At 72.4% G+C, this 24,281-nt stretch carries 24 protein-coding genes and 1 pseudogene; 12 read left to right on the forward strand and 13 right to left on the reverse strand.

Features of this window, described 5'->3' with window-relative positions; genetic code table 11:
• Window positions 1-1,040: 1,040 nt before the first annotated feature.
• The 4 genes from AB0J71_RS46685 to AB0J71_RS46700 form a co-directional block, all read right to left on the reverse strand.
• Window positions 1,041-2,510, reverse strand: a complete 1,470-nt coding sequence (locus AB0J71_RS46685; RefSeq protein ID WP_364420701.1) for an ATP-binding protein — start codon at window positions 2,508-2,510, stop codon at window positions 1,041-1,043.
• An 8-nt stretch (window positions 2,511-2,518) separates the two neighbouring features.
• Complete coding sequence (locus tag AB0J71_RS46690; protein WP_364420703.1) at window positions 2,519-2,980, reverse strand: ATP-binding protein; 462 nt, start codon at window positions 2,978-2,980, stop codon at window positions 2,519-2,521.
• Between the two features lie 527 nt (window positions 2,981-3,507).
• Window positions 3,508-4,926, reverse strand: coding sequence for an FG-GAP-like repeat-containing protein (locus tag AB0J71_RS46695; protein ID WP_364420705.1), 1,419 nt, complete (start codon window positions 4,924-4,926; stop codon window positions 3,508-3,510).
• A gap of 222 nt (window positions 4,927-5,148) precedes the next feature.
• A complete protein-coding gene (locus AB0J71_RS46700; protein WP_364420707.1) occupies window positions 5,149-5,655 on the reverse strand; it encodes a hypothetical protein in 507 nt (168 codons plus the stop codon).
• A gap of 161 nt (window positions 5,656-5,816) precedes the next feature.
• On the opposite strand from AB0J71_RS46700, the pseudogene AB0J71_RS46705 reads away from it, so the two are divergent.
• A pseudogene (locus AB0J71_RS46705) lies at window positions 5,817-6,071 on the forward strand (IS5/IS1182 family transposase); the annotation flags it as partial.
• Between the two features lie 130 nt (window positions 6,072-6,201).
• Here the strand turns inward: AB0J71_RS46705 and AB0J71_RS46710 are convergent.
• Both AB0J71_RS46710 and AB0J71_RS46715 read right to left on the reverse strand, forming a co-directional pair.
• Complete coding sequence (locus tag AB0J71_RS46710; RefSeq protein WP_364420709.1) at window positions 6,202-7,536, reverse strand: DJ-1/PfpI family protein; 1,335 nt, start codon at window positions 7,534-7,536, stop codon at window positions 6,202-6,204.
• Window positions 7,537-7,709: 173 nt separating this feature from the next.
• Window positions 7,710-8,690 carry a helix-turn-helix domain-containing protein gene (locus tag AB0J71_RS46715; protein WP_364420711.1) on the reverse strand — a complete coding sequence of 327 codons (981 nt, stop codon included), beginning with the start codon at window positions 8,688-8,690 and terminating at the stop codon, window positions 7,710-7,712.
• A 349-nt stretch (window positions 8,691-9,039) separates the two neighbouring features.
• On the opposite strand from AB0J71_RS46715, the gene AB0J71_RS46720 reads away from it, so the two are divergent.
• A complete protein-coding gene (locus tag AB0J71_RS46720) occupies window positions 9,040-9,879 on the forward strand; it encodes an alpha/beta hydrolase (RefSeq protein ID WP_352328658.1) in 840 nt (279 codons plus the stop codon).
• Window positions 9,880-10,350: 471 nt separating this feature from the next.
• Here the strand turns inward: AB0J71_RS46720 and AB0J71_RS46725 are convergent, their stop codons facing one another.
• Window positions 10,351-10,596, reverse strand: coding sequence for a hypothetical protein (locus AB0J71_RS46725; RefSeq protein WP_364420713.1), 246 nt, complete (start codon window positions 10,594-10,596; stop codon window positions 10,351-10,353).
• Between the two features lie 127 nt (window positions 10,597-10,723).
• Between AB0J71_RS46725 and AB0J71_RS46730 the strand changes: the two genes are divergently transcribed.
• The 5 genes from AB0J71_RS46730 to AB0J71_RS46750 all read left to right on the forward strand — a co-directional run bounded on the left by AB0J71_RS46730 (window position 10,724) and on the right by AB0J71_RS46750 (window position 15,527).
• Window positions 10,724-12,871, forward strand: a complete 2,148-nt coding sequence (locus AB0J71_RS46730; protein ID WP_364420715.1) for a peptidase domain-containing ABC transporter — start codon at window positions 10,724-10,726, stop codon at window positions 12,869-12,871.
• A gap of 58 nt (window positions 12,872-12,929) precedes the next feature.
• On the forward strand, window positions 12,930-13,091 hold the full coding sequence (locus AB0J71_RS46735; RefSeq protein WP_352328664.1) for a hypothetical protein: 162 nt from the start codon (window positions 12,930-12,932) through the stop codon (window positions 13,089-13,091).
• Window positions 13,092-13,173: 82 nt separating this feature from the next.
• Entirely contained in the window at window positions 13,174-13,332 is a 159-nt protein-coding gene (locus AB0J71_RS46740; protein ID WP_352328666.1) for a hypothetical protein, read from the forward strand.
• An 89-nt stretch (window positions 13,333-13,421) separates the two neighbouring features.
• Entirely contained in the window at window positions 13,422-14,405 is a 984-nt protein-coding gene (locus AB0J71_RS46745; RefSeq protein WP_364393997.1) for an MvdC/MvdD family ATP grasp protein, read from the forward strand.
• A gap of 30 nt (window positions 14,406-14,435) precedes the next feature.
• Window positions 14,436-15,527, forward strand: coding sequence for a TIGR04500 family putative peptide maturation system protein (locus AB0J71_RS46750; protein ID WP_352328914.1), 1,092 nt, complete (start codon window positions 14,436-14,438; stop codon window positions 15,525-15,527).
• Window positions 15,528-15,674: 147 nt separating this feature from the next.
• Here the strand turns inward: AB0J71_RS46750 and AB0J71_RS46755 are convergent, their stop codons facing one another.
• A complete protein-coding gene (locus AB0J71_RS46755; RefSeq protein ID WP_352328915.1) occupies window positions 15,675-16,334 on the reverse strand; it encodes a DUF998 domain-containing protein in 660 nt (219 codons plus the stop codon).
• A gap of 63 nt (window positions 16,335-16,397) precedes the next feature.
• On the opposite strand from AB0J71_RS46755, the gene AB0J71_RS46760 reads away from it, so the two are divergent.
• The gene (locus AB0J71_RS46760; protein ID WP_352328917.1) at window positions 16,398-16,712 is read left to right on the forward strand and encodes a YciI family protein; all 315 of its coding nucleotides are present in this window, start codon (window positions 16,398-16,400) and stop codon (window positions 16,710-16,712) included.
• Window positions 16,712-18,751, forward strand: a complete 2,040-nt coding sequence (locus AB0J71_RS46765) for a DUF6596 domain-containing protein (protein WP_364420717.1) — start codon at window positions 16,712-16,714, stop codon at window positions 18,749-18,751. The genes AB0J71_RS46760 and AB0J71_RS46765 overlap by 1 nt, the downstream gene beginning before the upstream one ends.
• Here the strand turns inward: AB0J71_RS46765 and AB0J71_RS46770 are convergent, their stop codons facing one another.
• Both AB0J71_RS46770 and AB0J71_RS46775 read right to left on the reverse strand, forming a co-directional pair.
• The gene (locus AB0J71_RS46770; protein WP_364420728.1) at window positions 18,752-19,312 is read right to left on the reverse strand and encodes a GNAT family N-acetyltransferase; all 561 of its coding nucleotides are present in this window, start codon (window positions 19,310-19,312) and stop codon (window positions 18,752-18,754) included.
• The gene (locus AB0J71_RS46775; protein ID WP_364420730.1) at window positions 19,213-20,124 is read right to left on the reverse strand and encodes a LysR substrate-binding domain-containing protein; all 912 of its coding nucleotides are present in this window, start codon (window positions 20,122-20,124) and stop codon (window positions 19,213-19,215) included. Before AB0J71_RS46775 ends, AB0J71_RS46770 begins: the two co-directional genes overlap by 100 nt.
• A 108-nt stretch (window positions 20,125-20,232) precedes the next feature.
• Between AB0J71_RS46775 and AB0J71_RS46780 the strand changes: the two genes are divergently transcribed.
• Both AB0J71_RS46780 and AB0J71_RS46785 read left to right on the forward strand, forming a co-directional pair.
• The gene (locus AB0J71_RS46780; RefSeq protein WP_352328923.1) at window positions 20,233-20,691 is read left to right on the forward strand and encodes a nuclear transport factor 2 family protein; all 459 of its coding nucleotides are present in this window, start codon (window positions 20,233-20,235) and stop codon (window positions 20,689-20,691) included.
• On the forward strand, window positions 20,688-21,212 hold the full coding sequence (locus AB0J71_RS46785; RefSeq protein ID WP_352328925.1) for a YceI family protein: 525 nt from the start codon (window positions 20,688-20,690) through the stop codon (window positions 21,210-21,212). The genes AB0J71_RS46780 and AB0J71_RS46785 overlap by 4 nt, the downstream gene beginning before the upstream one ends.
• A 27-nt stretch (window positions 21,213-21,239) precedes the next feature.
• Here the strand turns inward: AB0J71_RS46785 and AB0J71_RS46790 are convergent, their stop codons facing one another.
• Window positions 21,240-21,668, reverse strand: a complete 429-nt coding sequence (locus AB0J71_RS46790; protein WP_364394008.1) for a VOC family protein — start codon at window positions 21,666-21,668, stop codon at window positions 21,240-21,242.
• Window positions 21,669-21,845: 177 nt separating this feature from the next.
• Between AB0J71_RS46790 and tsaA the strand changes: the two genes are divergently transcribed.
• Window positions 21,846-22,250 carry a tRNA (N6-threonylcarbamoyladenosine(37)-N6)-methyltransferase TrmO gene (tsaA, locus tag AB0J71_RS46795; RefSeq protein ID WP_364420719.1) on the forward strand — a complete coding sequence of 135 codons (405 nt, stop codon included), beginning with the start codon at window positions 21,846-21,848 and terminating at the stop codon, window positions 22,248-22,250.
• A 16-nt stretch (window positions 22,251-22,266) separates the two neighbouring features.
• On the opposite strand, the gene AB0J71_RS46800 is transcribed toward tsaA, so the two are convergent.
• A complete protein-coding gene (locus tag AB0J71_RS46800; RefSeq protein WP_352331247.1) occupies window positions 22,267-22,953 on the reverse strand; it encodes a response regulator transcription factor in 687 nt (228 codons plus the stop codon).
• Window positions 22,954-22,974: 21 nt separating this feature from the next.
• Entirely contained in the window at window positions 22,975-24,177 is a 1,203-nt protein-coding gene (locus AB0J71_RS46805; RefSeq protein WP_364420721.1) for a histidine kinase, read from the reverse strand.
• Between the last annotated feature and the right edge of the window lie 104 nt (window positions 24,178-24,281).

Consider the following 24,281-nt stretch of genomic DNA (forward strand, 5'->3'; position numbering starts at 1 on the left):
CCAGTTCCTCAGACGGCACGAACACCCGGATCAGCACGCGGGGTTCGGCCAGGTCGGAGGAGTCGTCGCGCAGTCGCCACATGTCATCGCTCATGGCATCCACAGTGGCGCCGGGCGCCGCCGACAGGCAGGGGAGAGTTCATGGGATGAGTGGCACTCATAGGCTGGCGGTCATGAACGAGACCCTTCGCCACGAGCTCGGCGCCCACCTGCGCGCGGCCCGCGAGGTCCCCGATCCGGCGGCCGAGGCCGTCCCGATGGACCGTCCGGCAGGAGACTGGAGGCTTGTCCATGCTCGTGTGTGGGGCGTTCCTGTCGTTGACCAGGCAGGCTCGGCGGCAGGTGGGGGAGCGGCGGTCATGTCAGGGCGATCAGGACAGGGCGAGTAGCGCGGGATCTTGAACAACGACCCCGCCCTCAGCCGGCCTCCGCACCGACATCGCCCGCCTCACCCCACCCGCCCCCGACCCGCTACACACCTCCAGCTCGCTGCCAGCCCCGCCCAGGCCTCCACGACCACGAGGATGCCGAATCTGTTGATGACGAGCAGCCCCAACGCCCCGATCCACCACCGGTCCCGGCCCCTCCGCCTCACCCTCGCCCGCACCGGGCCGGGCGGTGTAGCAGCATGGGCAGATGAGCGCCGTGGCGCTGCCCGGGACCTTCCAGCGATACCAGCAAGGCGTATGCGCCGCAGCGGGTGAGCGTGTCGCTCGCGGCAGCTCGCCCACCTGGAGCGGGACGGCGCGGCCACAGGAGGGACAGGCCGTGGCCGGCGGCGTCTGGTCACCATCGGCCGAGCGCCCGTCGACGCTGGTGAACCGCACCAAGACCCGCAGCGGGGCCTTGAGTTTGCTGGCCGGCGTGCCGCATTCTGCGCAATCCAGCGACGCTGATCACAGGAGGAATCCACGCGTATAGCGGCGGGTGGTAGGCAGTTGTCTGGGTGGCTCGCCCACCCTGGGCGTTCGGCTTTGGGCGGTTCGCGCAGGCCGCCGCAGGCATGCCTCGTGCGGCCTCGCGCGCGTGCGGAACGGAGGTCACCCAGCGTCGGGTGGGCGAGGACGATCGCGTAAACGCTGCTCCATACCCAGCAGCCCGGCGTCCAGAGCGGTCTGGATCAGCCAGCTCCTCACCTGCCCGTGGCGTTGCTCGGGATCGGCCAGGTCCAGGCCGGGGTCGGCCAGCATGTGCACACCGGTCGAGTTCCCGGCGCCGGGGATTTGGGTGAGCCCGCGGGTGTCCAGGACCTGCGGGATCGGCCGGGAGGTGACCATGTGCAGGACGCGGGGCTGGGCGATCGTCAGCGCGTCGACGAACGCCAGCCCGGCGAGCGCCCCAACGACCCGCTCGTCAACCAGGGTTGAGATCATCGCGCCTATTACCAACTCGAGTGCCTCGATGCTCATCAACCGCTGCTCTGCGGGCGGCTTGGTCCGTCCGCTCACCGGTTGCCATTCCGCTTCCTGCAGCGCGTCCCAGTGCGCCAGGCGTGTGGTGACGTCCAGATGCACGCGCAGATGAGTGGCCTGGTGGCCGTACCCGCCGGGCACCTCGGCCGTTAACAACGCTTCGACGGGCACCGGCAGACCCCGGGTCCGGTCCGGCGCAGGCGCCTGCCAGTAGAGCCGGATGACGCGCGAGCGGTTATGCCCCCGCCGCTCGAACGGCCCGCAATCCGCACCCAAGGAGACCAGATCGGACAGGACAGCGGGCAGCAGCGAGTGACTCAATGCCTCCGCCAGCCGATCAGCGTGCTGCTCACCCAGCGGCCGCCACGCGGCCCTCGGGTCGACGGCGATGTTGAGACCAGAACGCAGGACGAGATCAACCCGCTCATCCGTGCCCCCGGCGCCGACAGGTATGTCAGGCCGCTGGGTGCTCCACGGGTCGGCCTGGGCCCGCATATCGTTCTCGGCGAACAGCGCGGCCAGCTGCTGCCAGCTCGCCGGATGAGTGGTGCTGTGGCTGCGGATGGGCGCGGCCCCGTCCACGAGCAGCGGGCGAGGCGTAAGGCCCGGGGCCACGCGCAGTACCAGCACGAACCGGCCGGAGCCGTCATCCATCGGGACCGGGACGATGTCCGGCACCCAGGGCGGCTCGATCTTGCTGTGGCAGTGCTCGGCGACCGCCTCGATCGTCTTCTCCTTAACCCCGGTGATCACCCGCCGGTCGCTGACACCGACCAGGACCAGCCCACCGTAGGTGTTGGCCAGGGCGGCGACGGCTGCGGCGATGCTCTGGGCCATATCGGCCTTGTACTCCACGGTGGGAGCCTCTGGCCCGACCAGCTTCACCAGCTGGCGAATCCGGTCCATCGTCACCTGGGTGGGAGCGGCGTGCAGCAGCGCCTGGATCAAGGACACGACGTTCATCATCGTGGACAGCGCGAGCTGCGGGTGCCGAATCTCCAGGCCCGGCCGGAAACAACGTGCGAGCTGCGCGTGCTGGCCCGAATGGACGTCTTCATCGCGCGCCAGATCCTCACAATTGGCTACGACAAGAGGCACGTACCTCGCTAGAGATCGCCTCGGCGCCATGCATCGACCTCTGTCAGCCGTCGACCGGGACGGGGTGCGCGGGCGGGCCATCGACGAGCAGGGTCGGCGAACAGGCGCGGCAGTCCAGCAGGTCGCAGCAGATCGCCGGTTGCCGCTAGTTCTTGCGCTGTCCACCAGCGGTGACCGGTGATGCTGGCCTTCTCGAAATCCTCCATCCGGGTGGTGCCGATCTCGAAGGCGGGAACGCGTGCCAGGTGACAGCGCTGGCGGACCTTGTAGGTCTGCACGGTGACCATGCCAGTCGGACGCACAGGGTGATGGTGCCAGCGCCCGCCGTGGTCGAGCACGTTGGTGACGGCCTCGTTGACGGCCAGCACCAGATCCTCCAGCCGCTCCCCGCGCAGCCCTCCGGCCTCGGCGTAGGCGCGCGCCAGAGCACGCAGGCGGCCCAGATCGACGCTGATCGGGTAGCGCAGCACTCGCCGCTCCACCATCATCGCCGCCGGCCTGTATCAGACTCCGGGGAGAAGTGCGTGGACATCTTGTCCCGCTGACCCGCCGATCGATCATCGCACCCGCAACGGGCGAGTCCGCGAACGGCCTGGAGCTCCGGCTGTATTCCGATTCCGCGGGGGCGACTGCCTGGCGGGCGGCGGCCGGGACCGGCCGAAGAGCCGCACGCCCGGCCGGCCGATCCGCCGGACAGCGCCCTACGGGTGGGGAGGTCGGCCGGACGATGAGATCGCGGCTTAGCGCAGGACCAGAGCGCGTTCGTTCAGCCATCCGTAGGAGCGCGGAGTGAGCCCGACGTCGGCGCCGTACGTGCAACAGGGAGGGTTGAGGTTGAGCCGGCTGCAGGCGCGGATGGGGCGGTGGCCTGCCGCGCGGCAGTGGACTCGCCAAACGCCGGTCCGTTCCCACTCGCGGCAGGCTCTGCCCGGGCAATATTGGCCGCCTGCGGTCTCGCGGCGCGGTGATCGGGCCGCAGGCGGCCGTGTCGGGTGGGTCAGTGCAGCAGGACGGAACCGAACCGGCCGGCCCCGGTGAGCCCGGCCGCGTCGGCATGCACGACCTGGCCGCTGGAGGGGACGCCGGTGGCGGTGCCGGGCAGGACGGCCAGCATGCCCTGGCCGTTGTTCTTGCCGGGCGCGCCCGCCACGAGCTCGCCCTTGCCGTCGCCGGTCAGGTCGATGATCGAGACTGACGCGCCGAAGTAGTCGTCGGCGACCGACTGCTCGGTGACGGGGTCTGCGGTGGGAACGCCGCCGGGGGACGCGATGCCGTCCTGGGTGATGATCTGCGTGCGGGACATGACCGGGCCGGTCGGTGAGCCGGGGATGAGCGCGACCGCGCCCGCCTGGTCCAGGTCGGACACCTTGGCGCGGGGAAGGCCGATGGCGATGTCGGCCGCGCCGTCGCCGTCGAAGTCGCCGGTGGCCAGGCTCGTGCTGATCTGCGCGAGCGTGGTCAGCCAGGTCAGATTACGGGCGGTGAAGCCGACCCCGGTCATGCCGGCGCCGTACTTGTCGCCGTACCAGACGTTGATGGTGCCGGTGCTCGGCGTGACCATCACCAGATCGCGGTAGCCGTCGCCGTTCACGTCGCCGAGCGTCACCTTGGAGTCGGACTTCGGGCAGGCGAGCTTGGTCGTCCCCGACGTGTCCGCGCACGCCTGGGGGCTGCCCATCACGAACGGGTCGGGAGAGGGGTTGCGCAGGTCGCCGGTGTACCACAGGTACGGGCCACTGTTGGCGGTGATGTCCAAGCCCACCCACATCATCTCCAGCCGGCCGTCGCCGTGGATGTCGCCGATGACCGCGGACCGGGCCGACAGGTCGCGGGCGGGACTCAGCCGGGTGGTCTCGAAGGCGCCGCCGTTGTACCAGCCGCCGAGCCCCACCCCGTAGCCCTGCCGGAACGTGCCCACGATGTCGGGCCGCACATCACCATGGTCGGCCAGGCCGAAGGCCAGCGACTCCATGGTGGTGTACGTGCCGGTCACGATCTGACGGCTGGTGTCATTGCCGCTGGTCCAGGAGTGGATCTGGCGCGCCCGGGTGCCACTGGAGATCAGGTCCGTCTTGCCGTTGCCGTCGGTGTCGGCCGCGGCCAGGCTCGCGCCCCATCCGGAGCAGGGGGTGTTGATCGAGTAGAGCATGCAGCCGGGTTCGGGCCGCAGGTGGGAGCGTCCGGTGAAACCGGAGGGCCCGCCGTACAGGACGGCGATCAGGCCGGTGTTGCCGCTTCCTGAGACCGCCGCCGGGTACGAGGGCATGCCCACGGCCAGGTCGTTGTAGCCGTCACCGTTGAAGTCGCTGTTGTAGGTGATGGGAGTGGCCGCGGCAGCCGCCGGCACAGTGAGGGAAGTGAGTGTCGTGGTCAGCGCGAGCAGCGCCGCCGACCAGGCGATCTTGTTCGCTTGCATGTCCGCATGATCGAATCTGCGACTTGCGGACTGGTTGGATCCGGATGGTCATCTGGATTCGGCGCACCTGCCAGCCTCGTGCACTGACGGTTCGAAGCCATCCCGATGCGAGTAAGGGGCACGAGGTGCCGGGCGACCTGCGAAGATCAGGAGAGTGCGCCATGAATGGGGCACTAGCCCCAACCGCGATGTCGGTGAGAGGGGTGCTGCTGAACCTGCTGGTCATCGCGTGCCTTTGATGACGCCTGCGGCGAGGGCGGTGAGGTGGGTGAGGTCATGCAGGATGGTGCCGGCGCGGCCGATGGTGGTCCGGCGGACGGTGCCCAGGACGACCGGGTCGCCGTAGTCGTCGACCACGATCAGGTAGCCGCCGTCCTGGCCGAGGGGGTCGAGTGCGGCGGCGGCCAGCTGGGCCTGGGGGTAGGGGCGGATCGGCCGCTCGTTCTTGGAGCGCGCCTTGGCGCGGCGGGCAGCGCGGGCGGCCGCGGGCAGATCGGGCAGCGGCGCCGGCGCGTACAGCGCCGCGAACAGCGCCATGACGGTCTGCACCTTGCTGGCGCTGGCCGCCCCCTCGATCGGGCCCCGATGGGTGCAGGCGACATGGCGGCCGGCCCGGTCCTTCTGCGGCCGGCCGACGCAGCGGCCGCGCACGATGACGTCTTCCCGTCCGCTGACGCGGCCGCGCAGCAGCGACCAGGACGCCCACGCCGCGAGAGAGGTCGCCCCCACTCGAACAGCTCGATCCGGTCGCCGCCGTCGCCGTCCCCGCTGCGTAGGCACTTCCACGACGCCGAGTACGCCCACCTGTACGACCGGGTGGCGATCGCGCGGGCCCTGTTTGCGATCACCGGCGATCCCGAAGGGCTCGTTGCACCCCTGCTGTCCACGACGTTGTGGCCGAGCTTCGCATCCGCCGCCCCGACGGAGGCCGGCCACGTACCCGCGCCGACACCCTGATCGGCGACAAGGGCTACTCCAGCCGCACGATACGCCTCGGCCTTCGCCGGCGCGGCATCAAGGCAGTCATTCCAGAGCGACGTGACCAGATCGCCAACGGCAAGCGCAAAGGCAGCCGCGGAGGCCGCCCACACGCCTTCGAGGCGCTCACCTACAAGCACCGCAACCTGGTCGAACGCTGCATCGATTTGGCTCCGGCAAGCCGAATTGTCAGACACCCTCTAGGTCGGCCTGTCCGGAGTTGTGATCAATGGTGTCGGGTTCGGGCCGGTAAGGGGCTGTGGGCTGGGAGAGCACCCCGCGGTGTGCGACGCGCTGTCATGCCGCCCGCAGGCGCCGCACAGCCTGCCGGATCGCCGTCGGCAGGAACCCCGCACCGACGCTGACCGCGGCCGCCACGACGGCCAGCAGGGTTGACCGCCAGGGCCAGGCCGCCCCGGTGAGCGTCAGATGGGCGGAGGGGTACTCCGAGAACTTCGCCGTGACCCGGGCCGTGGAGCGGTCGCCGTGGCGGGCGAGGTCACGCAGGACCGGATCAAAGCCGAACTCACCGGCATGCCGTCCTCCGCCGGGCAGTTCGACGGCCAGCTTGTTGCGGTGCGCCCAGGTGCGCAGCGACGTGTCGACGGCCGGCACGTCCGCGACGCCCGGCACCACGAAGCGGTCCACTCCGTGGGAGCCGGAACCCGTCGGCTGGGCGATCAGGACGAGGCCGTGACGAGTGGTGACTGTGCCCCGGCTGCCGAGGACCACCGTACGTGCGCTGAAGGACACCCCGCCGTACGCTTCGAAGGCGGCTGCGGCGTCGATCTCGTCAACGCCGTCGACCAGGCCGATCCCCACCGTGGAGCGCCGCCAGGGGAACGCGGCGTTCAGCGCGTACGGCAGGTCGCCGAGTGTGAGGTGGTTGGCCGGGATCGTGGTCGGCCCGTCCGGAGTCCAGCCCGGATACGACAGGCCCTTCCCGATTCGGGCGGCTTCGCCGTTGCCTGCCAGTTCCTCCACGACCCGTAGGGCTCCGACCGTACCGGAGGTGACGCCGGCGGTGGTGGTGACCCGGCCGTCCTCCACATACCGCTGGCCGCGCTTCCAGTGCACCCCGGGGTAATCGCGCTGCAAGGAGCCGATGTTGGACCAGAAGGAGGTCGCGTCCCGGCCGTCCAGCAGGCCGGAGGCCGCCAGCAGCTCCGAGCCCGCGCATACTCCCAGAACACGCGCGCCCTTGCGGTGCCGCTCCACGATCCACTCGCGCAGCCGCGCCTCCTTGGCATCGGCCGGTTCGGTCACCGCGGGCACGACCACCACATCGGGCTCAGGGATCGCTCCCCTGCCCACCTCGGCCAACGTGTGGTCGGGCAGGAGATGGGCTCCGCCGGACATCGGGGAGACGCGGCGCTCGGCTGCCACGGTGTAGACGAAGAACTTCTCCGACTCGGCGAACACCCGGTACGGCGCCATCACATCGGTGGCCACAGACCCCTCGTTGCTGACCACCACGGCCACCGTGATCCGGCCGGTCGGCACGGCTTGCGCGGTCGGCCACGCACGCGCGTCCGATGCGGTCGGTACGGGGGCGAAACTGTCCGCCATCGACATGCTCACCCCCGCGAAGGCGATGCCGGCGAACGACGCCACCGACAGCGCCGTGCCCATGAGCACCCAGCCCGCACGGCGGACCACCCAGCGCCCGCTCTTCAGTCTTGACACGACATACCTCAATAAAGCGGTCGATCGATGACGGTGCGGCACACGCAACCGCCCCCATGGGGAGAACAAGAAAGGAAGTGGCCGAGGGAAGGCGTCAGGAGCCGTTCCCGGCGGGCGTTTCAGCCGGTGGGGCGCAACTGCCCGCGGAGTCGGGACGGCGAAACGCCGAAGCTCGCGGTGATCAGGCGGCGCAACTGCCGTGCGTCACGGAAGCCGCAACGGGCAGCGACCGTCTCCACCGTCAGGTCGGTGTCCGTCAGCAGGGCACGGGCCCGTTCCAGGCGCAGCCGGCGCTGGTAGGCCAGCGGAGTGATCCCGGTGGCCGTGGTGAAGGCCCGCGTCAGACCGCGCGGCGACAGATGGGCGACGGCGGCGAGCTCGTCGAGGGAGTGCGGGACATCCAGGTTCTGCGCCAGGTGGTCCTGCACCCGGTGCACGGCGGGCTGCACATGGTCGCGGTAGCGCAGGAATGGGCTGATCTGGGCGGCATCGCCGTCCCGCCGTAGATAGAGCACCAGCTCACGGGCGACGGCGGCGGCCAGTTCCGGGCCGTGGTCGCGTTCGACGAGGGACAGTGCAAGGTCGATCCCGGAGGAGATGCCCGCGCTGGTACTGATACGTCCGTCGTGGACGTACAGGGCCGCCTCGCGGACCCGGGCTGCCGGATACCGCTCGCGCATCGCTCCGGTCAGCGACCAGTGCGTCGTGCACGCCCGGCCATCCAGCAGCCCCGCCTCTCCCAGGGCCGCGGCGCCGCTGCACACCGATGCCACCCGCGCCCCCGCGTCATAAGCCTCCCGCAGCCATCGCACTGCGGCACTCGACACCAGCCGGTCGGATCCGGTCAGTCGTGGCCCCGGTACCAGAACCAGATCACCCGGTCCCGCCTGCGTCGCCGCGAGCGCCTGGAGCCCGGCGAGCTCGAGCCCCTGCGCCGAGCGCACCCCACCGGTCTCGGCGACGTACTCCAGCCGGTAGCAGCCGCCCAAGTGGGCTGCTGCACTGAAGACCTGGACCGGGCCGCCGAGATCCAACAGGTTCACCTCGGGCAGCACCAGCACGACCACCCGTCCCGTACGCCCGCTCGTCACGTCACTCACACGGACACAGTAGGCAAGCTCCACCGATGCCCACGAGGGCAACCAGCGCCGGAGACCGGACGGATCAGGCACTGCGAGGTCCGGACCCTGTGGCCCGGCGAGGCCGCGCCTGACCTCGTCGCTCTCGCCGTCGTGGCGGCAGACTGCGCCCGGCCGGCCGGCGTCGTGGCCGCCTCATCCGGCAGCGCCTCGCCGAGCACGGTGACGGGGTCCTTGATGATGGAGCCCGGTCGGGGGCCGAAGAGGACGATGCCGATCAAGGCCAGAATTGCGAGCACGATCCCGCCGCCTCCTGTCGCCTGGTTGACCGGTGGGCGATGCGAGGGGTGGGCCGGTAGCCTCACGGGTCATGATCGAGAAAATCGCGGACGTGCGTGGTCTGCGGCTGGCCTGGTTCGACTCTGATCCTGATGCCGATGACCGAGCTGGGGCGAGCGCGGGAGTCGTGCTGGCTTTGCACGGGCACTTCGGCCGAGCGCGTGCCTTCGCGCCGCTCGCCGCCGCGCTGGCGCCGGGGCATCGGGTGATCGCGTTGGAGCAGCGCGGGCATGGGCGCAGCGATCGGGGTGACGGCGATTTCAGGCCGGATGCATACGTGGAGGATGCTGCCGCGTTCCTGCGAGGGCTCGAGGTTGGGCCGGTGGTGGTGTTGGGCCATTCGATGGGAGGCGTGGTCGCCTTCCGGCTTGCCGCTCGGCATCCCGAGCTCGTACGCGCGCTGATCGTCGAGGAAGGGGGTGCGCTCAACCGGCGGCCCGAGATCGCGCATCCCGTTCTTGACGTGCGCGGATGGCCTCGTCGTGCCGACACCCTGGCGGGTTTGCGCCGTGCGATCGAGGAGCAGGGGATTCCGGACGCGAGCTACTTCCTGGAGAGCGCCGTCGAGCGGCCCGAGGGGTGGGGGCTGCTGTTCGACCATGACGACATGGTGGCCTCGCAGGAGGCGCTCCTGGGGGACTGGTGGAGTGACTGGCTCGGCTCGGACTGTCCGGCGCTGCTGGTGCATGGCTTGGACAGCTTCGTACTGCCGACCGTGATGGCTCGGGAGATGGCGGCGCGGAGGCCGGGCACTGTGCTTCGGGAGCTGGCGGGGTGCGGGCACTGGGTGCATGACGATGACCCGGTGGCGTTCGCCCAGGTTGTGGGGGAGTTTCTGACGGGTTTGCACGCCCCGGATGAGGTGGTTTGAAAGGACGGCCGGTCTCTCGACCGGAGGTTGGCTGCCGAAGGGCAAGTGGACGCTGTCGTCCTGGACGACGTGGGCGTCACCCTGCTCGTCCAGCCCGAGCTGGTGCTGGACCAGGCGCAGACGGTCGAAGCCGCCGCCCGCCTGGGCAGACCGCTTGCCGTGCAGCCGCCGAGCGGTACCGGCTGGTCGCCGAGGCGGAGCGGGAAGCTCCGGCGACGCGGTCCACGCGCGTGTCCGCGGCTTGGACGTTCGGCTCCGACACCACAGACGCCTTCACCCTGATGCCGGATTCCGTGGTGCGCTTCGCTTCCCAAGCTCGACGCGCGGAACACCGCACCGGCCGGACATTCCTTCACCGTCCCGGTCAGCGTGCGTCCGCTGCCCGGCAGCGCGGCGGGCCGCATGCAGGGGTTCGTGAGCTGAAGCCGAGCTCACCGCCGTAGCGGCCACCGGCGATCCGGGCCAGTCTCGTCAGGGCCCGCCGAGCTCGCGATCAGGCCGGGCACCGTCTGTGACCGTGTCGGCCGCGTCCTGCGCGAGGAGATGGCGGAGGCGGGATTCGAGCGCAACGGTGCGCTGCTGGGTCAGGTGCGCACCGCCTGGCGGGCTGAGGACGCCGCGCGCGGCGCTCCGAGGCGACATCGAACGGCAGGGCGAGGCAGCCTCGCCATGCGCCGTCAGACGGCCTTCGTCGATGTGGTCCGCGAGATAGATCATGACGCGACGGCGGTTGATCTTCTGGAGTCGTTCCAGGACCGGGCTCCGCACCCGTTCCCAAGGTCTCCCACGTGCCTCCCAAGTGAGCACCAGTGGTTTCGAAGGAGGAGGACGGAGGCTGCCGCGCATGCGTGTTCCTGTCGTACTCCAGCACAGCATGGTCGAATGCGGCGCCGCATGCCTGGCGATGGTCCTCGGCGCGTACGGACGCCGCGTCTCGCTGCCCGCCCTGGCGGCCGAGATGGGCGTGGGCCGGGACGGTGTCAGCGCGCTCGCGCTGGTGCGCGTCGCCCGCGCGCACGGCCTGGACACCCATGCGCTCTCGGTGCCCGCCGCCCAGGTGCCGGAGCTGCCGTTCCCCGCCATCGTCCATTGGCGGGCCAAGCATTTCGTCGTCGTGGAGCGTGTGGCCGGGGACGTGGTGACGATCGTCGATCCGGGCGTCGGGCGGTTCAGGATCGGCGGGGCGGAGTTCGCCCGTGACTACAGCGGCGTGGCGCTCACGTTCACTCCCGGGGCCGGGTTCCAGCGCGGGCACTTCGGGGATCGGCGGCCCTGGTGGGCGCGCTATGTCCGGTTCAGCGTCCTGGACCATCGGGCGCTCGTGGCCGCCTTGGTGCTGCTCAGCCTGCTCCTTCAGGGGCTCGGCCTGGCCCTGCCCGTCGTCACGGAGAACGTGGTCGACCGGGTGCTCGGGCGCGCAGAAGTGGGTCTGCTGCCCCTGCTGGGGGCGGCCGCGGCCGGGGCGGTGCTCGCCCATCTGGCGGTGAGCGGGATGCGGGCCTGGGCGCTGGCCGTGCTGCGGTCGCGGGCCGACGCGGTGCTGTTCGACGATCTGGCCGGGCGGCTGCTCGCCCTGCCGTTCCGGTTCTTCGCCCACCGGGGCTCGGCCGACCTGGTCTCGCGGATCAACGCGGCCGGCGTGCTGCGGGAGGTCCTCACGGGCCAGGTGCTGTCGGCCCTGCTCGACGCGCCGCTCGCGGCCGGCTATCTGATCGCGGTCACGGTACGGTCGCCGCTGCTCGGCAGCGTGCTCCTGGGGCTGGCGGCGGCGCAGATCCTGGTGCTGCTCCTCACCAGGCAGCGCCTGCGCGACCTGGCGCACCGCGAGCAGGAGGCCCGCAACGACGCGCAAGGACTGCTGGTCGAGGCCGTCAGAGGCATCGAGACGATCAAGTCGGCCGGGGCGGAGACCCAGGTCCTGGAGCGCTGGGGGAAGCTGCTGACCGTCCAGACCCGGTGGGTGCGGCGGGGTGCGTCGGCGCAGGGCGCGCAGGACAGCCTGCTCGCGGCGCTCGGGTTCGCCGCGCCGCTGGCACTGCTGTGGGCCGGTGCGTGGCAGGCGGTGGACGGCGTGCTCACCCCGGGCGCGCTGCTGGGAGTGCAGGCGTTGGCCGCCGCCGCCCTGGCCCCGCTGGCCTCGCTGACCAGAAGCCTGCGCGGGCTGCAGACCGCCCGCGCCCAGGCGGACCGGCTGGCCGACATCTGGGAGGCCGAACCGGAGCCCCTGGCGCCGCCGCTGCCCGCGACCGGCACGCCGCGGACCCGGATCGAGCTGCGCGGCGTCGGCTTCCGGTACGCGCCCGAGAGCCCCTGGATCGTCCGAGGGGTCGACCTGCGCATCGCCCCCGGGCAGAAGGTCGCGCTCGTGGGCCGATCCGGATCCGGCAAGACCACGCTGGCGCGGCTGCTGCTCGGGCTGGTCCCGCCGGTCGAAGGCCAGATCCGCTACGACGGCGCGCCGCTGTCGCACCGGCCGCGGCCCCGGTTCGGAGTGGTCACGCAGGAGCCGGCGCTGTTCACCGGGTCGATCGCGGACAACATCTCGCTGGGCAGCCCCGACGCCGACCTGCGCGAGGTGGCGCAGGCGGCGAGGCTGGCCTGCGTGCACGACGACATCCTGGCCATGCCTCTCGGTTACCACACCCTGCTCACCGAGGGCGGGGGCCTGTCCGGCGGCCAGCGCCAGCGCATCGCCCTGGCCAGGGCCATCCTCGCCCGGCCCGAGATCCTCCTGCTGGACGAGGCCACCAGTCATCTCGACGCGCACACCGAGGCGGCGCTGAGCGCCAACCTGGACGCCCTCCCGCAGACCCGGATCGTGATCGCGCACCGCCTGAGCACGATCCGGGACGCCGACCTGATCCTGGTGCTCGACCGGGGCCGGATCGTCGAGGGCGGCACCCACGACCAGCTGGTGGCGGCGAGCGGCTTGTACGCGTCCCTCGTCCGCTCACAACTGTCCAGCAGGCCCCTTCAAGCCGGCACAAGCTGACGCCAAGGGCTGATCGGCAGTCTCGTTCGCGGCGAACGACAAAGAGAGGAGGACCTCCATGGACGTCAAGCCGCGTACCGAACTCGGGGACATCACCCCGATCGGCGCCGAACTGGACGAGAGCGCGCTCAGCACCCTCAACGGCGGCATGTACGACGACGAGCAGTGCAAGCGCCTGTCGTGGTACGACCCGCCGGGCATCTGCACGCACGACTACTGACCCATCCGCAGGGCTCAGGGCCGCCACTCCGCGTCATCCGCGGGGCGGCGGCCGCGACGCCACCGACCGTAAGGAGAGTTCCGTGAACGCCAAGCCGCAGACCGAACTCGGGGACATCGCCCCGATCGGCGCCGAACTGGACGAGAGTGCGCTCAGCATCCTCAACGGCGGGCAGGACCCCGACTGGGGTGACGTCATGATGTGCTACTTCGACCCGCCCGGCTGGTGCGGGATGGACTGATCTCCGCTCACACCGCGGCCGCCGTCCCCCTGGTCCCGGGAGGCGGCGGCCACCCTTCCGAGAAGCCCGGCCTCGCCCAAGGAGTTTCCGTGTCCTGCCCGCATGTCCTCGTCCTCACCTGCGACGGCGACGTCCACGCCGACCGCGTCAGGGAGCTGCTGGTCCGGCGCGGCGTCCGCACCAGCGTCTTCGACAACGCGGACTATCCCGCGCGGGCGCACGTCGAGCTGGCCTACGACGGCCGGGGGCTCACCCGGCGGCTGCTGCACACCGGGTCGGACACGCTCGACCTCGACTCGGTGACCACCGTGTGGTGGCGGCGCCCGCGGCCGCCGGCGGCGCATCCGGCCGTCACCGACCCGGCGGTGGCCGCCTACACCGCCCAGGAGGCCGCCGCCGTGCTCGCCGGCCTTTGGGAGTCCCTGCCGTGCCGTCCGGTGCCCGGCCGGGAGTCGGCGCTCACGCGTGCCAGGCACAAGCCGTCCCAGCTCGCGCTGGCCGCCGAGCTGGGGTTCGAGATCCCGGAGACGCTGATCACGAGCCGGGCGGACGCCCTGTGGGACTTCCACAACCGGCATGACGGGCACATCATCACCAAGGCCATCGGCCAGCCGTGGGTGGAGGATCTCGCCGGGGGCCACTCGGTGCTGCGCAAGTGCGAGTTCGTCTCGGGCCGCGACCTGGCGTACGCGGAGGGGCTGCGGTTCTGCCCCGTCATCGCGCAGCCGTACGTCCGCAAACGCATGGAGCTGCGGGTCACGGTGGTCGGCCGGCAGACGTTCACGGCCGAGATCCACTCCCAGGTCAGCAACCGGGCCAGCGTGGACTGGCGGAGCTACGACCTCGGCGCCACCCCGCACGCCGTCCACGCGCTGCCGGACGAGATCGCCGACCGGTGCGTGGCGCTGACCGAACGCCTCGGCCTCGTCTACGGCGCCGTCGACCTGATTCTCACGCCGGACGGCCGGTACGTGTTCCTGGAGATCAACCCCAACGGCCAGTGGTTGTGGATCGAGGACCTGACCGGCCTGCCGATCAGCCAGGCGCTGTGCGACCTGCTCGCCGAGCCGTGATCCGCGCACAGCCGAACGAAAGGATTTGACGTGAACCTGCCGCCCGACGGGTCGCAGCAGCGGGCCGGACTGTCGCCCGCTCTGCTCGGCGACGCGCTGGAATGGCTGCGTGGCCTCGACGGCGTGCCGCCGGAGAGCGCCCGCGAACGGCTGACGGCCCTGCGCACCCGCCATCCGGGGACACCGATGCGGCTGCTCTGGCAGAGCGAGGCCGCGACCGGCGACCACCACTACGACCTGCTGTTCCCCGTGCCAGGGGCGACCGTGTCGCTGGCCGTGGCGCCGGACCGCGCCATCCCCTGGCCACTGCGCGGAGGTCAGCGTTCCGGCGGCCATCTCCTGCTGCGCGTCAACGGCGCCGACGTGACGTGGGAGAAGGCCGTCTCGGTGCTCGACGTGTTGTGGGAGGACACCGACCTGGCCCGCCGGCTGGTCAACTCCGCCCTCGTCGAACAGGCTCTGGCCACCCGGGACCCGGACCCGGACCCGGACCGGCTCCAGCAGGCCATGGACGCCTTCCGCCGGGCCCGCGGCCTGCTGACCGCGGAGGCGACGCGGCGCTGGATGGGCGAGCGCGGCCTGACCCACGCCCGTCTGGAGGAGATCGTGGCCGGCGAGGCAGCGGTGGCGGACCTGCGTCGTGAGGTGCTCGGCGGGCGCGTGGAGGAGCGTTTCGCCGCCCGTCGCGCGGACTTCGACTGGTTGCGTGTGGTCAGGCTGCGGTACGCCGACGCGGACCGCGCCGCGACCGCCGCCGCGGCGCTGCGGGGCGGGAAGGCCGACCCGGTCGCGCTGGCCACCGAGGAGGTGCTGGCGGGGGCGGCCACGTGCCGCATGGAGGCGAACGACAGGAGCTCGCTGATCGGGCTCTTCGGCGCCGAGGCCGAGGAGGCCGCCGCCGGTGACGTGCTCGGGCCCGGGCGGCTCCCGGACGGCGGGCTCTGCGTCGCGCACGTGCTGGCGGTGGAGCCGGCGGTGCTCGACGAGATCCGCCGCGGGCTCATCGAGCGGCACCTGTTCGAGGAGTGGCTGACCGAGCAGCGGCGGACCGCTCACCTGGAGTGGTTCTGGGGCAGCCGGGCCCGCACGGACGCGGCCGACGCCGAGCTGCGCGCCTCCTGAGCCCCCGACGCCGACGGAGATCGGGACGGGACCGGAGCGCAGCGCGGCGACGTCCGGCTCGCCGATCCAGCCGTGCACGACCTGATCGACCTCGTCGAGAAGGGCCTGCGACCAGACGCCGGGCAGTGCCGACCAGCGGACGTCCCGTCAGGTGAGGGAGCCCCGGCGGCGCAGCCGGAAGGCGACGGCGGACATCCACAACATCGCGCCGGTGACGCCGACGGCCAGGGTCACCGAACCCCCTGGGCCGCCGCCCATCGTCCAGCCGTTCCCGGCGATGACGGCCACGCCCGCCAGGAAGGACGCGACGGCCGAGCCGGCAGCTCCGGCGCGGGAGAAGTGGCGGCCGAGCACGAAGCAGGCCGCCGCCAGGGCGATGAAGGCGATCGAGCCCGAGGCCATGTGCAGCCCGGCGTGCCAGCTCATCGTCGCGGGCGGGCCGGCGGGGGTGCCGACGGGGAAGCCGTCGCCGGCGTCCATCCGGAAGATCCCCGCGAGGATCATCCCGATGCCGTTGACCAGCAGGAGCCGGGGCAGCCACCGGCCGGGGACGGTCCGGCGCAGCCCGTACGAGCCGGCGATCACCAGCGCGCCGACGGCCAGGAAGTCGGCCACCTGGACCCAGCCGAGCGAGCCGGTCGACAGCTGGCTGAGCGGGTGGCGGACGATGTCGAAGCCCTCACGGGTGAGCACCTGGGCCAGGTTGACCGCCGTCCACAGGGGAGCGGCGACGGCGCCCGCGGTCAGCAGGGCGCGGGTCGAGGAGGCGGTGGGGGAGGCGGGCGAGGCGGGGGCGATGGCGGTCATGTCCCGTGTCCTTTCGTGTTCTACTGCATACGCGACGAACGAGCGATGTGACAGGGAACGCACATGAGATTTCTGCTGACGAACGTGAGCGAGCGGCGCGACGACGAGACGCTGCACGCCGAGATGGGCAGGTTCATCCAGGAGCTCACCGAGGCGGGCGTGCTGCTCGCCACCGGAGGCATGGAGCTGGGCGGCACCGTGCTCAGGTCCGCGGGCGGCGAGCTGACCGTCACCGACGGGCCCTTCGCCGAGGCCAAGGAGATGGCGGGCGGGTTCGCGCTGGTCGAGGTCGGTTCGCGGGAGGAGGCGCTGGAGGTCTCGCGGCGCTTCTTCGCGGTCGTCGGCGACGGCGAGTGCCACATGCGCCAGATCTACTGATGGACGCCGTCACGGCGGTCTGGCGGGAGCAGTCCGCGCGGATCGTCGCCGGGCTGGCCCGGATGCTCGGCGACGTGGGCCTGGCCGAGGAGTTCGCCCAGGACGCGCTGGTCGCCGCGCTGGAGACCTGGCCGCGTGACGGCGTGCCGGACAGGCCGGGCGCGTGGCTGACGACCGCCGCCAAGCGGCGCGCCCTCGACCACCTGCGCCGTGCCCGGCGGCACGACCGGGCCGTCCGCGACCTGGAGCCCGAGCAGCCCGGACACCCCGGGCAGACCGAGCACGCCGAGCAGGCCGGGCAGGCCGAGGCCGGCGACGACGTGTTGCGGCTGATGTTCGTCTCCAGCCATCCCGTGCTGCCCGCCGAGGAGCGGACCGCGCTGACGCTGCGGCTGCTCGGCGGGCTGACCACTGCGGAGATCGCCCGCGCGTTCCTGGTGCGGGAGGCGGTCGTGGCCGGACGCGTCGCGCGCGCCAAGCGCACGCTCGCCGACGAGGGGGTGCCGTTCGAGCTGCCGCAGGGGCCCGAACTGGCGGTACGGCTGGCGTCCGTGCTGGAGGTCATCTACCTGATCTTCAACGAGGGTTACTCGGCCACGGCGGGCGAGGACCTGACGCGGCCCGCCCTGGCGCTGGAGGCGCTGCGGCTCGGACGGCTGCTGGCCGAGCTGGCGCCGGGCGAGTCCGAGGTGCACGGGCTGGTGGCGCTGATGGAGATCCAGCAGTCGCGCGCGGACGCCCGTACCGGGCCGTCGGGGGAGCTGGTGCAACTGCACGAGCAGGACCGGGGACGGTGGGACCGGGAGCTGATCGCGCGCGGCTTCGCCTCCATGCTGAGGGCGCGGGAGGCGGGCGGGGGGCTCGGGCCGTACGTCCTTCAGGCGGCGATCGCGGTGTGTCACGCGCAGGCGGCCGGGGCGGCCGACACGGACTGGGACCGGATCGCGGCCCTCTACGGCCCGCTGGCACGGCTGCTGCCCTCGCCGGTGGTCCGGCTCAACCAGGCGGTCGCCGTCGGCATGGCGACCGGGCCGGAGGCGGGGCTGGCGCTGATGGACCCGCTGCTGTCGGACCCGGCGCTGCGGGACTACCCGCCGCTGTCCGCCGTCCACGGCGACCTGCTGGCGCGGGCCGGGCGTGACAGCGAGGCCGCGACGGCGTTCGAGCGAGCCGCCGCCCTCACCCGCAACGCCGCCGAACGCGCCTTCCTCCTCGCCCGCGCCGCCCGCCACCGCACCGCCTCCCCCCTCGCCCGTACGGCCGGCACACCCGACATGGCCCTGTTCGGCGACGCGGCGGACCGGTTCCTGGCCCGTACGGACCTCGACGCCGGGACGATCCGGTCCTACGGGCAGACGTTGCGGCGGCTGCGCCTGGACCTGGGGGCCGCCACGCCGCTGGCCGACCTCACCCCCGCCCTGGTGGCCAGGGTGTTCGCCGCCGCCTGGAGCACGGCCGCGCCCAGGACCTGGAACCGCCACCGCGCGGCCGTACGGTCGTTCGGCGCGTGGGCGGGCCTCGGCGACCTGCCGGCCGAGCTGCCCAGGAAGCACGACGACCGCAGGAGACGCCCCGCCGTCGACGATCAGGCGCTGGCCGCGCTCTGGCGGCACCCGTCGACGCGGGAGAGGGCGCTGTGGCGGCTGGTGCATGAGTCGGGCGCCTCGGCCGCCGCCGTCCTCGCGCTCGACGTCGAGGACCTCGACCTGCCCGCCCGCCGCGCCGCCACACTCACGTGGGGCGACGGGGCCGCCGCCCTGCTGGAGGAGCTGGTCGCGGGCCGGGCCCGCGGCCCCCTCTTCCTGGCCGACCGCAGGCCCGGCCCCGCCCGGACGCCGGCCCCGGCCGACCTGTGCCCCGAGACCGGCAGGCGCCGCCTGTCCTACGAACGCGCCGAGTACCTGTTCAAGCAGGCCTCGGGCGGCTACACCCTGAGCCGGCTCGCGGCGTCCGCACGCCCGCCCGGCAGCGGCGCGGCTCGCCGGCCTGGCCCGCACACCCTGCCGGCCTCGGCCGACGTCAGCGGCTCGGACCGCTGATCAGCCCGCGTTCAGTTCCTTGCCGAGCAGCAGTCCGTGGTCGCCGAATCCGGCCGAGGAGTAGAAGCCGACGGCGTCCTCGTTCGGGGCGAAGATCACCGCAAGGAGGAACTCGACGTCGCGGTCCCTGGCGGTCCGCTCGGCCGCGGCCAGCAGAGCGCGGCCGACGCCTCGACCGCGATGGCGATCAAGAACCACGGTGTGGACCTCCGCGGCGCGGCGCGGAATCAGGATCTGATGGTCGGGAGGCGCCGATCGCAGGACGACCTCCGCCATACCCGCCACCTCACCGTCCGCCTCGGCCACGAGCAGCAGGTCGTCCTGCCGTCGCGCAGGCGACTCTCGAAGTGGCCGCGCACCGCCTCGCCGTCCGGCCGGCGATGGACGGACGGGCCGAGCCCGACGTGATGCTCCGCGTTCGCCATGCGCAACCCGACGAGCGCAGGGAGGCCGAGCGGGCCTCAGCCCGGCGCGCCGCTCCCGCCGAGCGAGAGGGGGCCGAGGTCGGCGGCGGTCCTGGCCAGCGCGCGGACGGCGGGACCGTCGGCGGTGGACGACCAGACCAGGGCGAACCGGAGAGCCGGGGCGTCGTGGAGCGGCACGAAGACGACGCCGGGCGGACGGTTGTAGCGGGCGGCGATCTCGCCCAGCGGATGGACGCACTGCCCGGCGGCGACCAGGGCGAGGATCTCGTGGAACGTCCGTGCGACGGGCCCGCGCGGGATGCGGCGGCCCAGCGGCGTGCGGGTGGGGACCATGGACGCCACCCAGTACTCCGGGGCGGCCGGGCCCAGGTCGACGACATGCTCGTCGGCCAGGTCCTCCAGCGACGCGCCGCCCCGCCCGGCCAGCGGATGCCCGGCCGACACCGCCAGCACCCGGCCCGTTTCGAGCACGGTGGGGCCGACGGTGAGGTCGGGTTCGGCCACCGGCAACCACAACACGTGCGCGTCGGCGTCCCCGGCGCGCAGGGCGGCGAACGGGTCGCCGCCGGTGACCTCGCTGAAGCGGACGTCGGCGCCGGGATGGCGGGCGCGGAAGGCGTCGACGAGCGGGCGCAGCTCGTAGCCGGCGTGGCCGAACACGCCCAGGCGCAGCGTGCGGCCCGCGCCCACCCCCGCGGCCTCGGCCCGGGCGAGCCCCTCCTGGAGCAGGTCGTAGGCCTGCCGCAGGTCCTCGCGCAGGCGGCGGCCGACCGGGGTCAGGGCCACGCGGCGGCTGGTGCGGTCGAACAGCGCCACAGCGAGGCGCCGCTCCTGCCTGCTGACGGCCTGGCTGACGCGCGCCTGCGAGACGCGCAGCCGTTCGGCGGTACGGCCGAAGTGCAGTTCCTCGGCGAGCGTCAGGAAGATCTCGATGTCCCTCAGCTCCACGGATAACCCCCAGGTTATGGATCGCCCCACGAACCCTACCTTGTTCGCCCTCCGACCTGCCTCGATGCTGAACGCACCACCTTCCACCCGAGCGAGGGAGAGATCCGCATGCTCGACATGCAAGCCATAACCGACCGCGTCGAGATCGAGGCGCTGCGCGGCGAACTCACCGACGCGGTGATGACCCGCGACTACGACCGCGTCGAGTCCCTGTTCACGCCCGGCGGCGTCATGCGGTGGCCGCACATCGGCAAGGAGTTCGCCGGCCGGGAGGCGATCCGCGCCGGGATCGAGTGGGGGCAGGGCCTGTGGGAGTTCTTCGTGCAGAACGTGCACCCGGGCGTCATCCGGATCGACGGCGACACCGCGACCGGCCGGGTCTACGTGCACGAGTTCGGGCGGATGCGCGACGGCGGCTCCCACGCGAACCACGCCCTCTACCACGACCGCTACCAGCGCACCGGCGACGGCTGGAAGTTCGCCGAACGCGTCTACGAGGTCAGATACCTCGACGCCAGCCCGCTGCCGGGCTCGGCCCCCGCCGGCGACCAGGAGCGCCCGGCATGACCGCCGGCCTTCGCGCCCTGACCGGCGACTACGTCCTCGACCCGGCCCGCACCCGGATCGGCTTCGTCGCCCGGCACACCGTCGGCCCCGCCGTACGCGGGCAGTTCGACCGGTTCGCCGGAACCGGCCACCTGGACGGCGACGACCCGTCCAGGTCACGGGTCGAGCTCACCGTCGAGGCGGGCAGCGTCCAGACCCGCAACCCGCAGCGCGACCGGTACCTGCGCGGCAAATACCTCAAGGACGCCGACCACCCGGTGATCACCTTCACCTCGAACCGGGTGGAGCGGACCGATGAGACGGCCTTCCAGGTCACCGGTGACCTGAGCATCCGCGGCGTGAGCAACCCGATCACCCTGGACCTGGAGCTGACCGGCGACGGGGACGAGCTCCGGCTGCGGCTCAAGGGCGGCGTCACGATCGACCGTACGGACTGGGGCGTGAAGTGGAACGCCGCCGCCGGACTGGTCGCCAGAAGGGTGGCGCTGGAGCTCGACCTCGCCGCGGTCCGGCGGCCCTAGCGGCACGGACGCACGAGCAGCCCCGCCTCACCCGCCGAGCTGCTGGGCCAGGCCGACGACGATCCCTTCGGGGCCGCGGACGTAGCACAGCAGATAGCTGTCCTCGAACCGCTCCAGCGTGCCGACGAGCTCGGCGCCGTGCCGGCGCAGGCGGGCGACGACGTCCTCGACGTCGTCGACGGCGAACATGACCCGGCGCATGCCCAGCGTGTTCGCCGGCGGGTCCGCAGGCTCGGGGCGGATCGGCTTCGGCGTGTGGAACATGGCCAGCTCGATCCCGCCGGGGGCGCCGGGGATCCGCAACATCGCGACCTCCTGCCGGACGCCGTCGAGCCCGATGACCCGCTCCGCCCAGCGCCCCTCGATCGGCCCCCTGCCCTCCAGCTCCATGCCGAGTTCGAGGAAGAACCCGATCACCGCGTCAAGGTCTTCGACGACGATGAGCACGTTGTCCATCCGCTGAATCGCCACTCCGGGCCTCCTTCGTCACACGCGGCCGCTCGCCGGCCGCCGATGTTCCCAGGACGGAGCCGGCGCCGCGTTCTCGACACGCCGCCGGCGAAACACCGATCCTGCCCGGCGGGGATCGACGGTCTTGACCGGCGTCCCCGCACGGGGAAAGATCCAGGACTCGTGACCGAACACACGCTGCGCCCGGTCGGGCGCGTCGAGTCGACACTGACCGATCGCGCGGCGGCGCCCAGGCAGCCCGACGAGGGAGCCCCCGACGCCTGGCTGGTCTTCGACGACCGGTACGCCCCCGCCCTCGACGGCCTGACCCCGGGCGCCGACGTCCTGCTGCTCACCTGGCTGGACCGGGCCGACCGCGACACCCTCGCCGTCCATCCGCGTGGCGACGCCGCCCGGCCGCTCACCGGCGTCTTCGCCACCCGCGCACCCGACCGGCCCAACCCGATCGGCCTGCACACCGTGCACATCCTGGCCGTCGAGGGGCGGCGGGTGCACGTCCGCAACCTGGAGGCGCTCGACGCGACCCCGATCCTCGACGTCAAGCCCCTCCTCACGCCCGACCGCTGACCGCGGCCGTCCTGCGCTAACCCTGGTCGTCGGCGGCCGTCCGGCGGGACAGGGAGTGGCCGGGACGGACGAGGCCGGCGTCGTACGACACCACCACCACCTGCGCCCGGCTGCTCAGCCCCAGCTTGGCCATCAGCCGGTTGAGATGCGTCTTGACCGTGCCCTCGCTCACCGACAGCCGCTCGGCGATCTCCTTGTTCGACAGCGCGTGCCCGACCAGCCGCAGCACCTCCGTCTCGCGGCCGGTGAGCCGGTCGAGGGCGGGGGAGGGAGGCGGGGCGGGCGGCTCGGCGAACGCCTCGATCAGCCGCCTGGTCGCGGCCGGGGCCAGCAGGATGTCGCCCGCCGCGACCGTGTGGATGGCGGCGATCAGGCGTTCGGGCGGGGTGTCCTTGAGCAGGAACCCGCCGGCGCCCAGGCGCAGCGCGTTGTAGACGTACTCGTCGAGGTCGAACGTGGTCAGGATGAGCACCTTGGGCGGCGGGTCGTGCGCGGCGGCCAGGATGCGCTCGGTCGCCGTCAGGCCGTTGATGCCGGGCATCCTGATGTCCATGAGGATCACGTCGGGCCGCAGCGTGGCGGCCAGGCGCACGGCCTCCTCACCGTCGGCGGCCTCGCCCACGACCTCCAGGCCCGCGGCGCGCAGGAGCGCGGCCAGACCCGCGCGGATGAGCACCTGGTCGTCGACGACGAGGACTTTGATCTCGCACCTGCTTCACGGTCGTCACGGCGGCCGATCGTCGGCGCCGGGCACGGGGAGCGGGAAGGTCGCCAGCACCTCGAACCCGCCCGCGGGCAGCGGCCCGGCGGTGATCGAGCCCTGGTAGAGCCTGACACGTTCAGTCATGCCGATCAACCCGTGGCCGCCGGAAGGCCCGTCTTCCGCCTGGACGGCGGCGCCGTCGTTGCTGACGCGTAACGTCAGCGTGGCCGGGCCGTAGCCGATGTGGATCTCGACCCGGCCGGGGTCGGCGTGCTTGAGCACGTTCGTCAGCGACTCCTGGACGATGCGGTAGGCGCACAGGTCGAGGCCGGACGGCAGCGGCCGGGCCCGGCCCTCGACGACGAGCTCGGTGGCGACGCCCGCCCCGCGCATGCGCTCGACCAGGGGGTCGAGGGCCAGCAGGCCCGGCGCGGTGGCGTAGAGGCCCTCGTCGTCGTCGTGGGCCTCGATGCGCAGGATCGACAGCAGCCGGCGCATCTCGGTCAGCGCCTCGTGGCTGGTGTCGGCGATGACGCCCAGCGTGGCGTGGGCGGTGGCCGGGTCGCTCAGCGCCACGTAGCGCCCCAGCCCGGCCTGTACGGAGATGACCGACATGTGGTGGGCGACGACGTCGTGCAACTCGCGGGCGATGCGCACCCGTTCGCGAGTGACCGCCCGCCGGGCGGCGGCGTCCTGCTCGGCGCGCAGCTGCGCGGCGAGGTCGGCGAGCTGCGCGGTGCGCTCCGACAGCAGCCGCACGCTGGTGCCCGCGCCCACCCCGCAGGCCGCCACGATGCACGACTGCGCGGCGGCCGACCACAGCGCGACGCCGGGCTGCTGCGCCGAGGCGTAGGTCCACTCGACGACGATCAGCACCGAACCGGCCGCGCACCACGCCCACGACCGGTGCGCGGCGACGGAGTAGAGCGCCACCAGCGGCCCGATGCTGTTCAGCCCGAGGTGGTAGCCCAGCACGTGGTAGACCAGCGAGGCGCCCACCGACACCAGCAGCACCGCCACCGGGGTCACCCTGCGCAGCGCCAGCGGCGCGTTGACCAGCACGGTCAGGGCCACCGACAGGGCGTCGCCCGGCCGCCCCCGGCCCGGCTCGAACATCTCCCACAGCCAGGTGCCGACGACGAGCGTCAGGGCCACGGCGCCGTCGAGCAGCAGCGGGTGGACCGCGAACACCCGCCGGACGATGGACGGGGCGGTGAAGGGCACCCGTCACGCTAACCCCGGCGCCACCTCCGGCGCATCAAACCGGGGGTGGACATCGACTGCCGCGGAAGTTGCAGAGCGCCCGCGTCCCGCCCGGGACGGATTTC

This window comes from Nonomuraea sp. NPDC049637 (genome assembly GCF_040675235.1).
In the GTDB taxonomy this organism is placed as follows: Bacteria; Actinomycetota; Actinomycetes; order Streptosporangiales; family Streptosporangiaceae; genus Nonomuraea.

Coding starts and splice junctions, on each gene's coding strand:
- AB0J71_RS46695 (WP_364420705.1), bottom strand. CDS start 4,926: ATGCAAGCGAACAAGATCGCCTGGTCGGCGGCGCTGCTCGCGCTGACC.
- AB0J71_RS46710 (WP_364420709.1), bottom strand. CDS start 7,536: ATGGGCACGGCGCTGTCGGTGGCGTCGTTCGCCGGCATCGCCTTCGCG.
- AB0J71_RS46720 (WP_352328658.1), top strand. CDS start 9,040: ATGATCGAGAAAATCGCGGACGTGCGTGGTCTGCGGCTGGCCTGGTTC.
- AB0J71_RS46725 (WP_364420713.1), bottom strand. CDS start 10,596: ATGATCTATCTCGCGGACCACATCGACGAAGGCCGTCTGACGGCGCAT.
- AB0J71_RS46730 (WP_364420715.1), top strand. CDS start 10,724: ATGCGTGTTCCTGTCGTACTCCAGCACAGCATGGTCGAATGCGGCGCC.
- AB0J71_RS46735 (WP_352328664.1), top strand. CDS start 12,930: ATGGACGTCAAGCCGCGTACCGAACTCGGGGACATCACCCCGATCGGC.
- AB0J71_RS46755 (WP_352328915.1), bottom strand. CDS start 16,334: ATGACCGCCATCGCCCCCGCCTCGCCCGCCTCCCCCACCGCCTCCTCG.
- AB0J71_RS46760 (WP_352328917.1), top strand. CDS start 16,398: ATGAGATTTCTGCTGACGAACGTGAGCGAGCGGCGCGACGACGAGACG.
- AB0J71_RS46765 (WP_364420717.1), top strand. CDS start 16,712: ATGGACGCCGTCACGGCGGTCTGGCGGGAGCAGTCCGCGCGGATCGTC.
- AB0J71_RS46780 (WP_352328923.1), top strand. CDS start 20,233: ATGCTCGACATGCAAGCCATAACCGACCGCGTCGAGATCGAGGCGCTG.
- AB0J71_RS46785 (WP_352328925.1), top strand. CDS start 20,688: ATGACCGCCGGCCTTCGCGCCCTGACCGGCGACTACGTCCTCGACCCG.
- AB0J71_RS46790 (WP_364394008.1), bottom strand. CDS start 21,668: ATGGACAACGTGCTCATCGTCGTCGAAGACCTTGACGCGGTGATCGGG.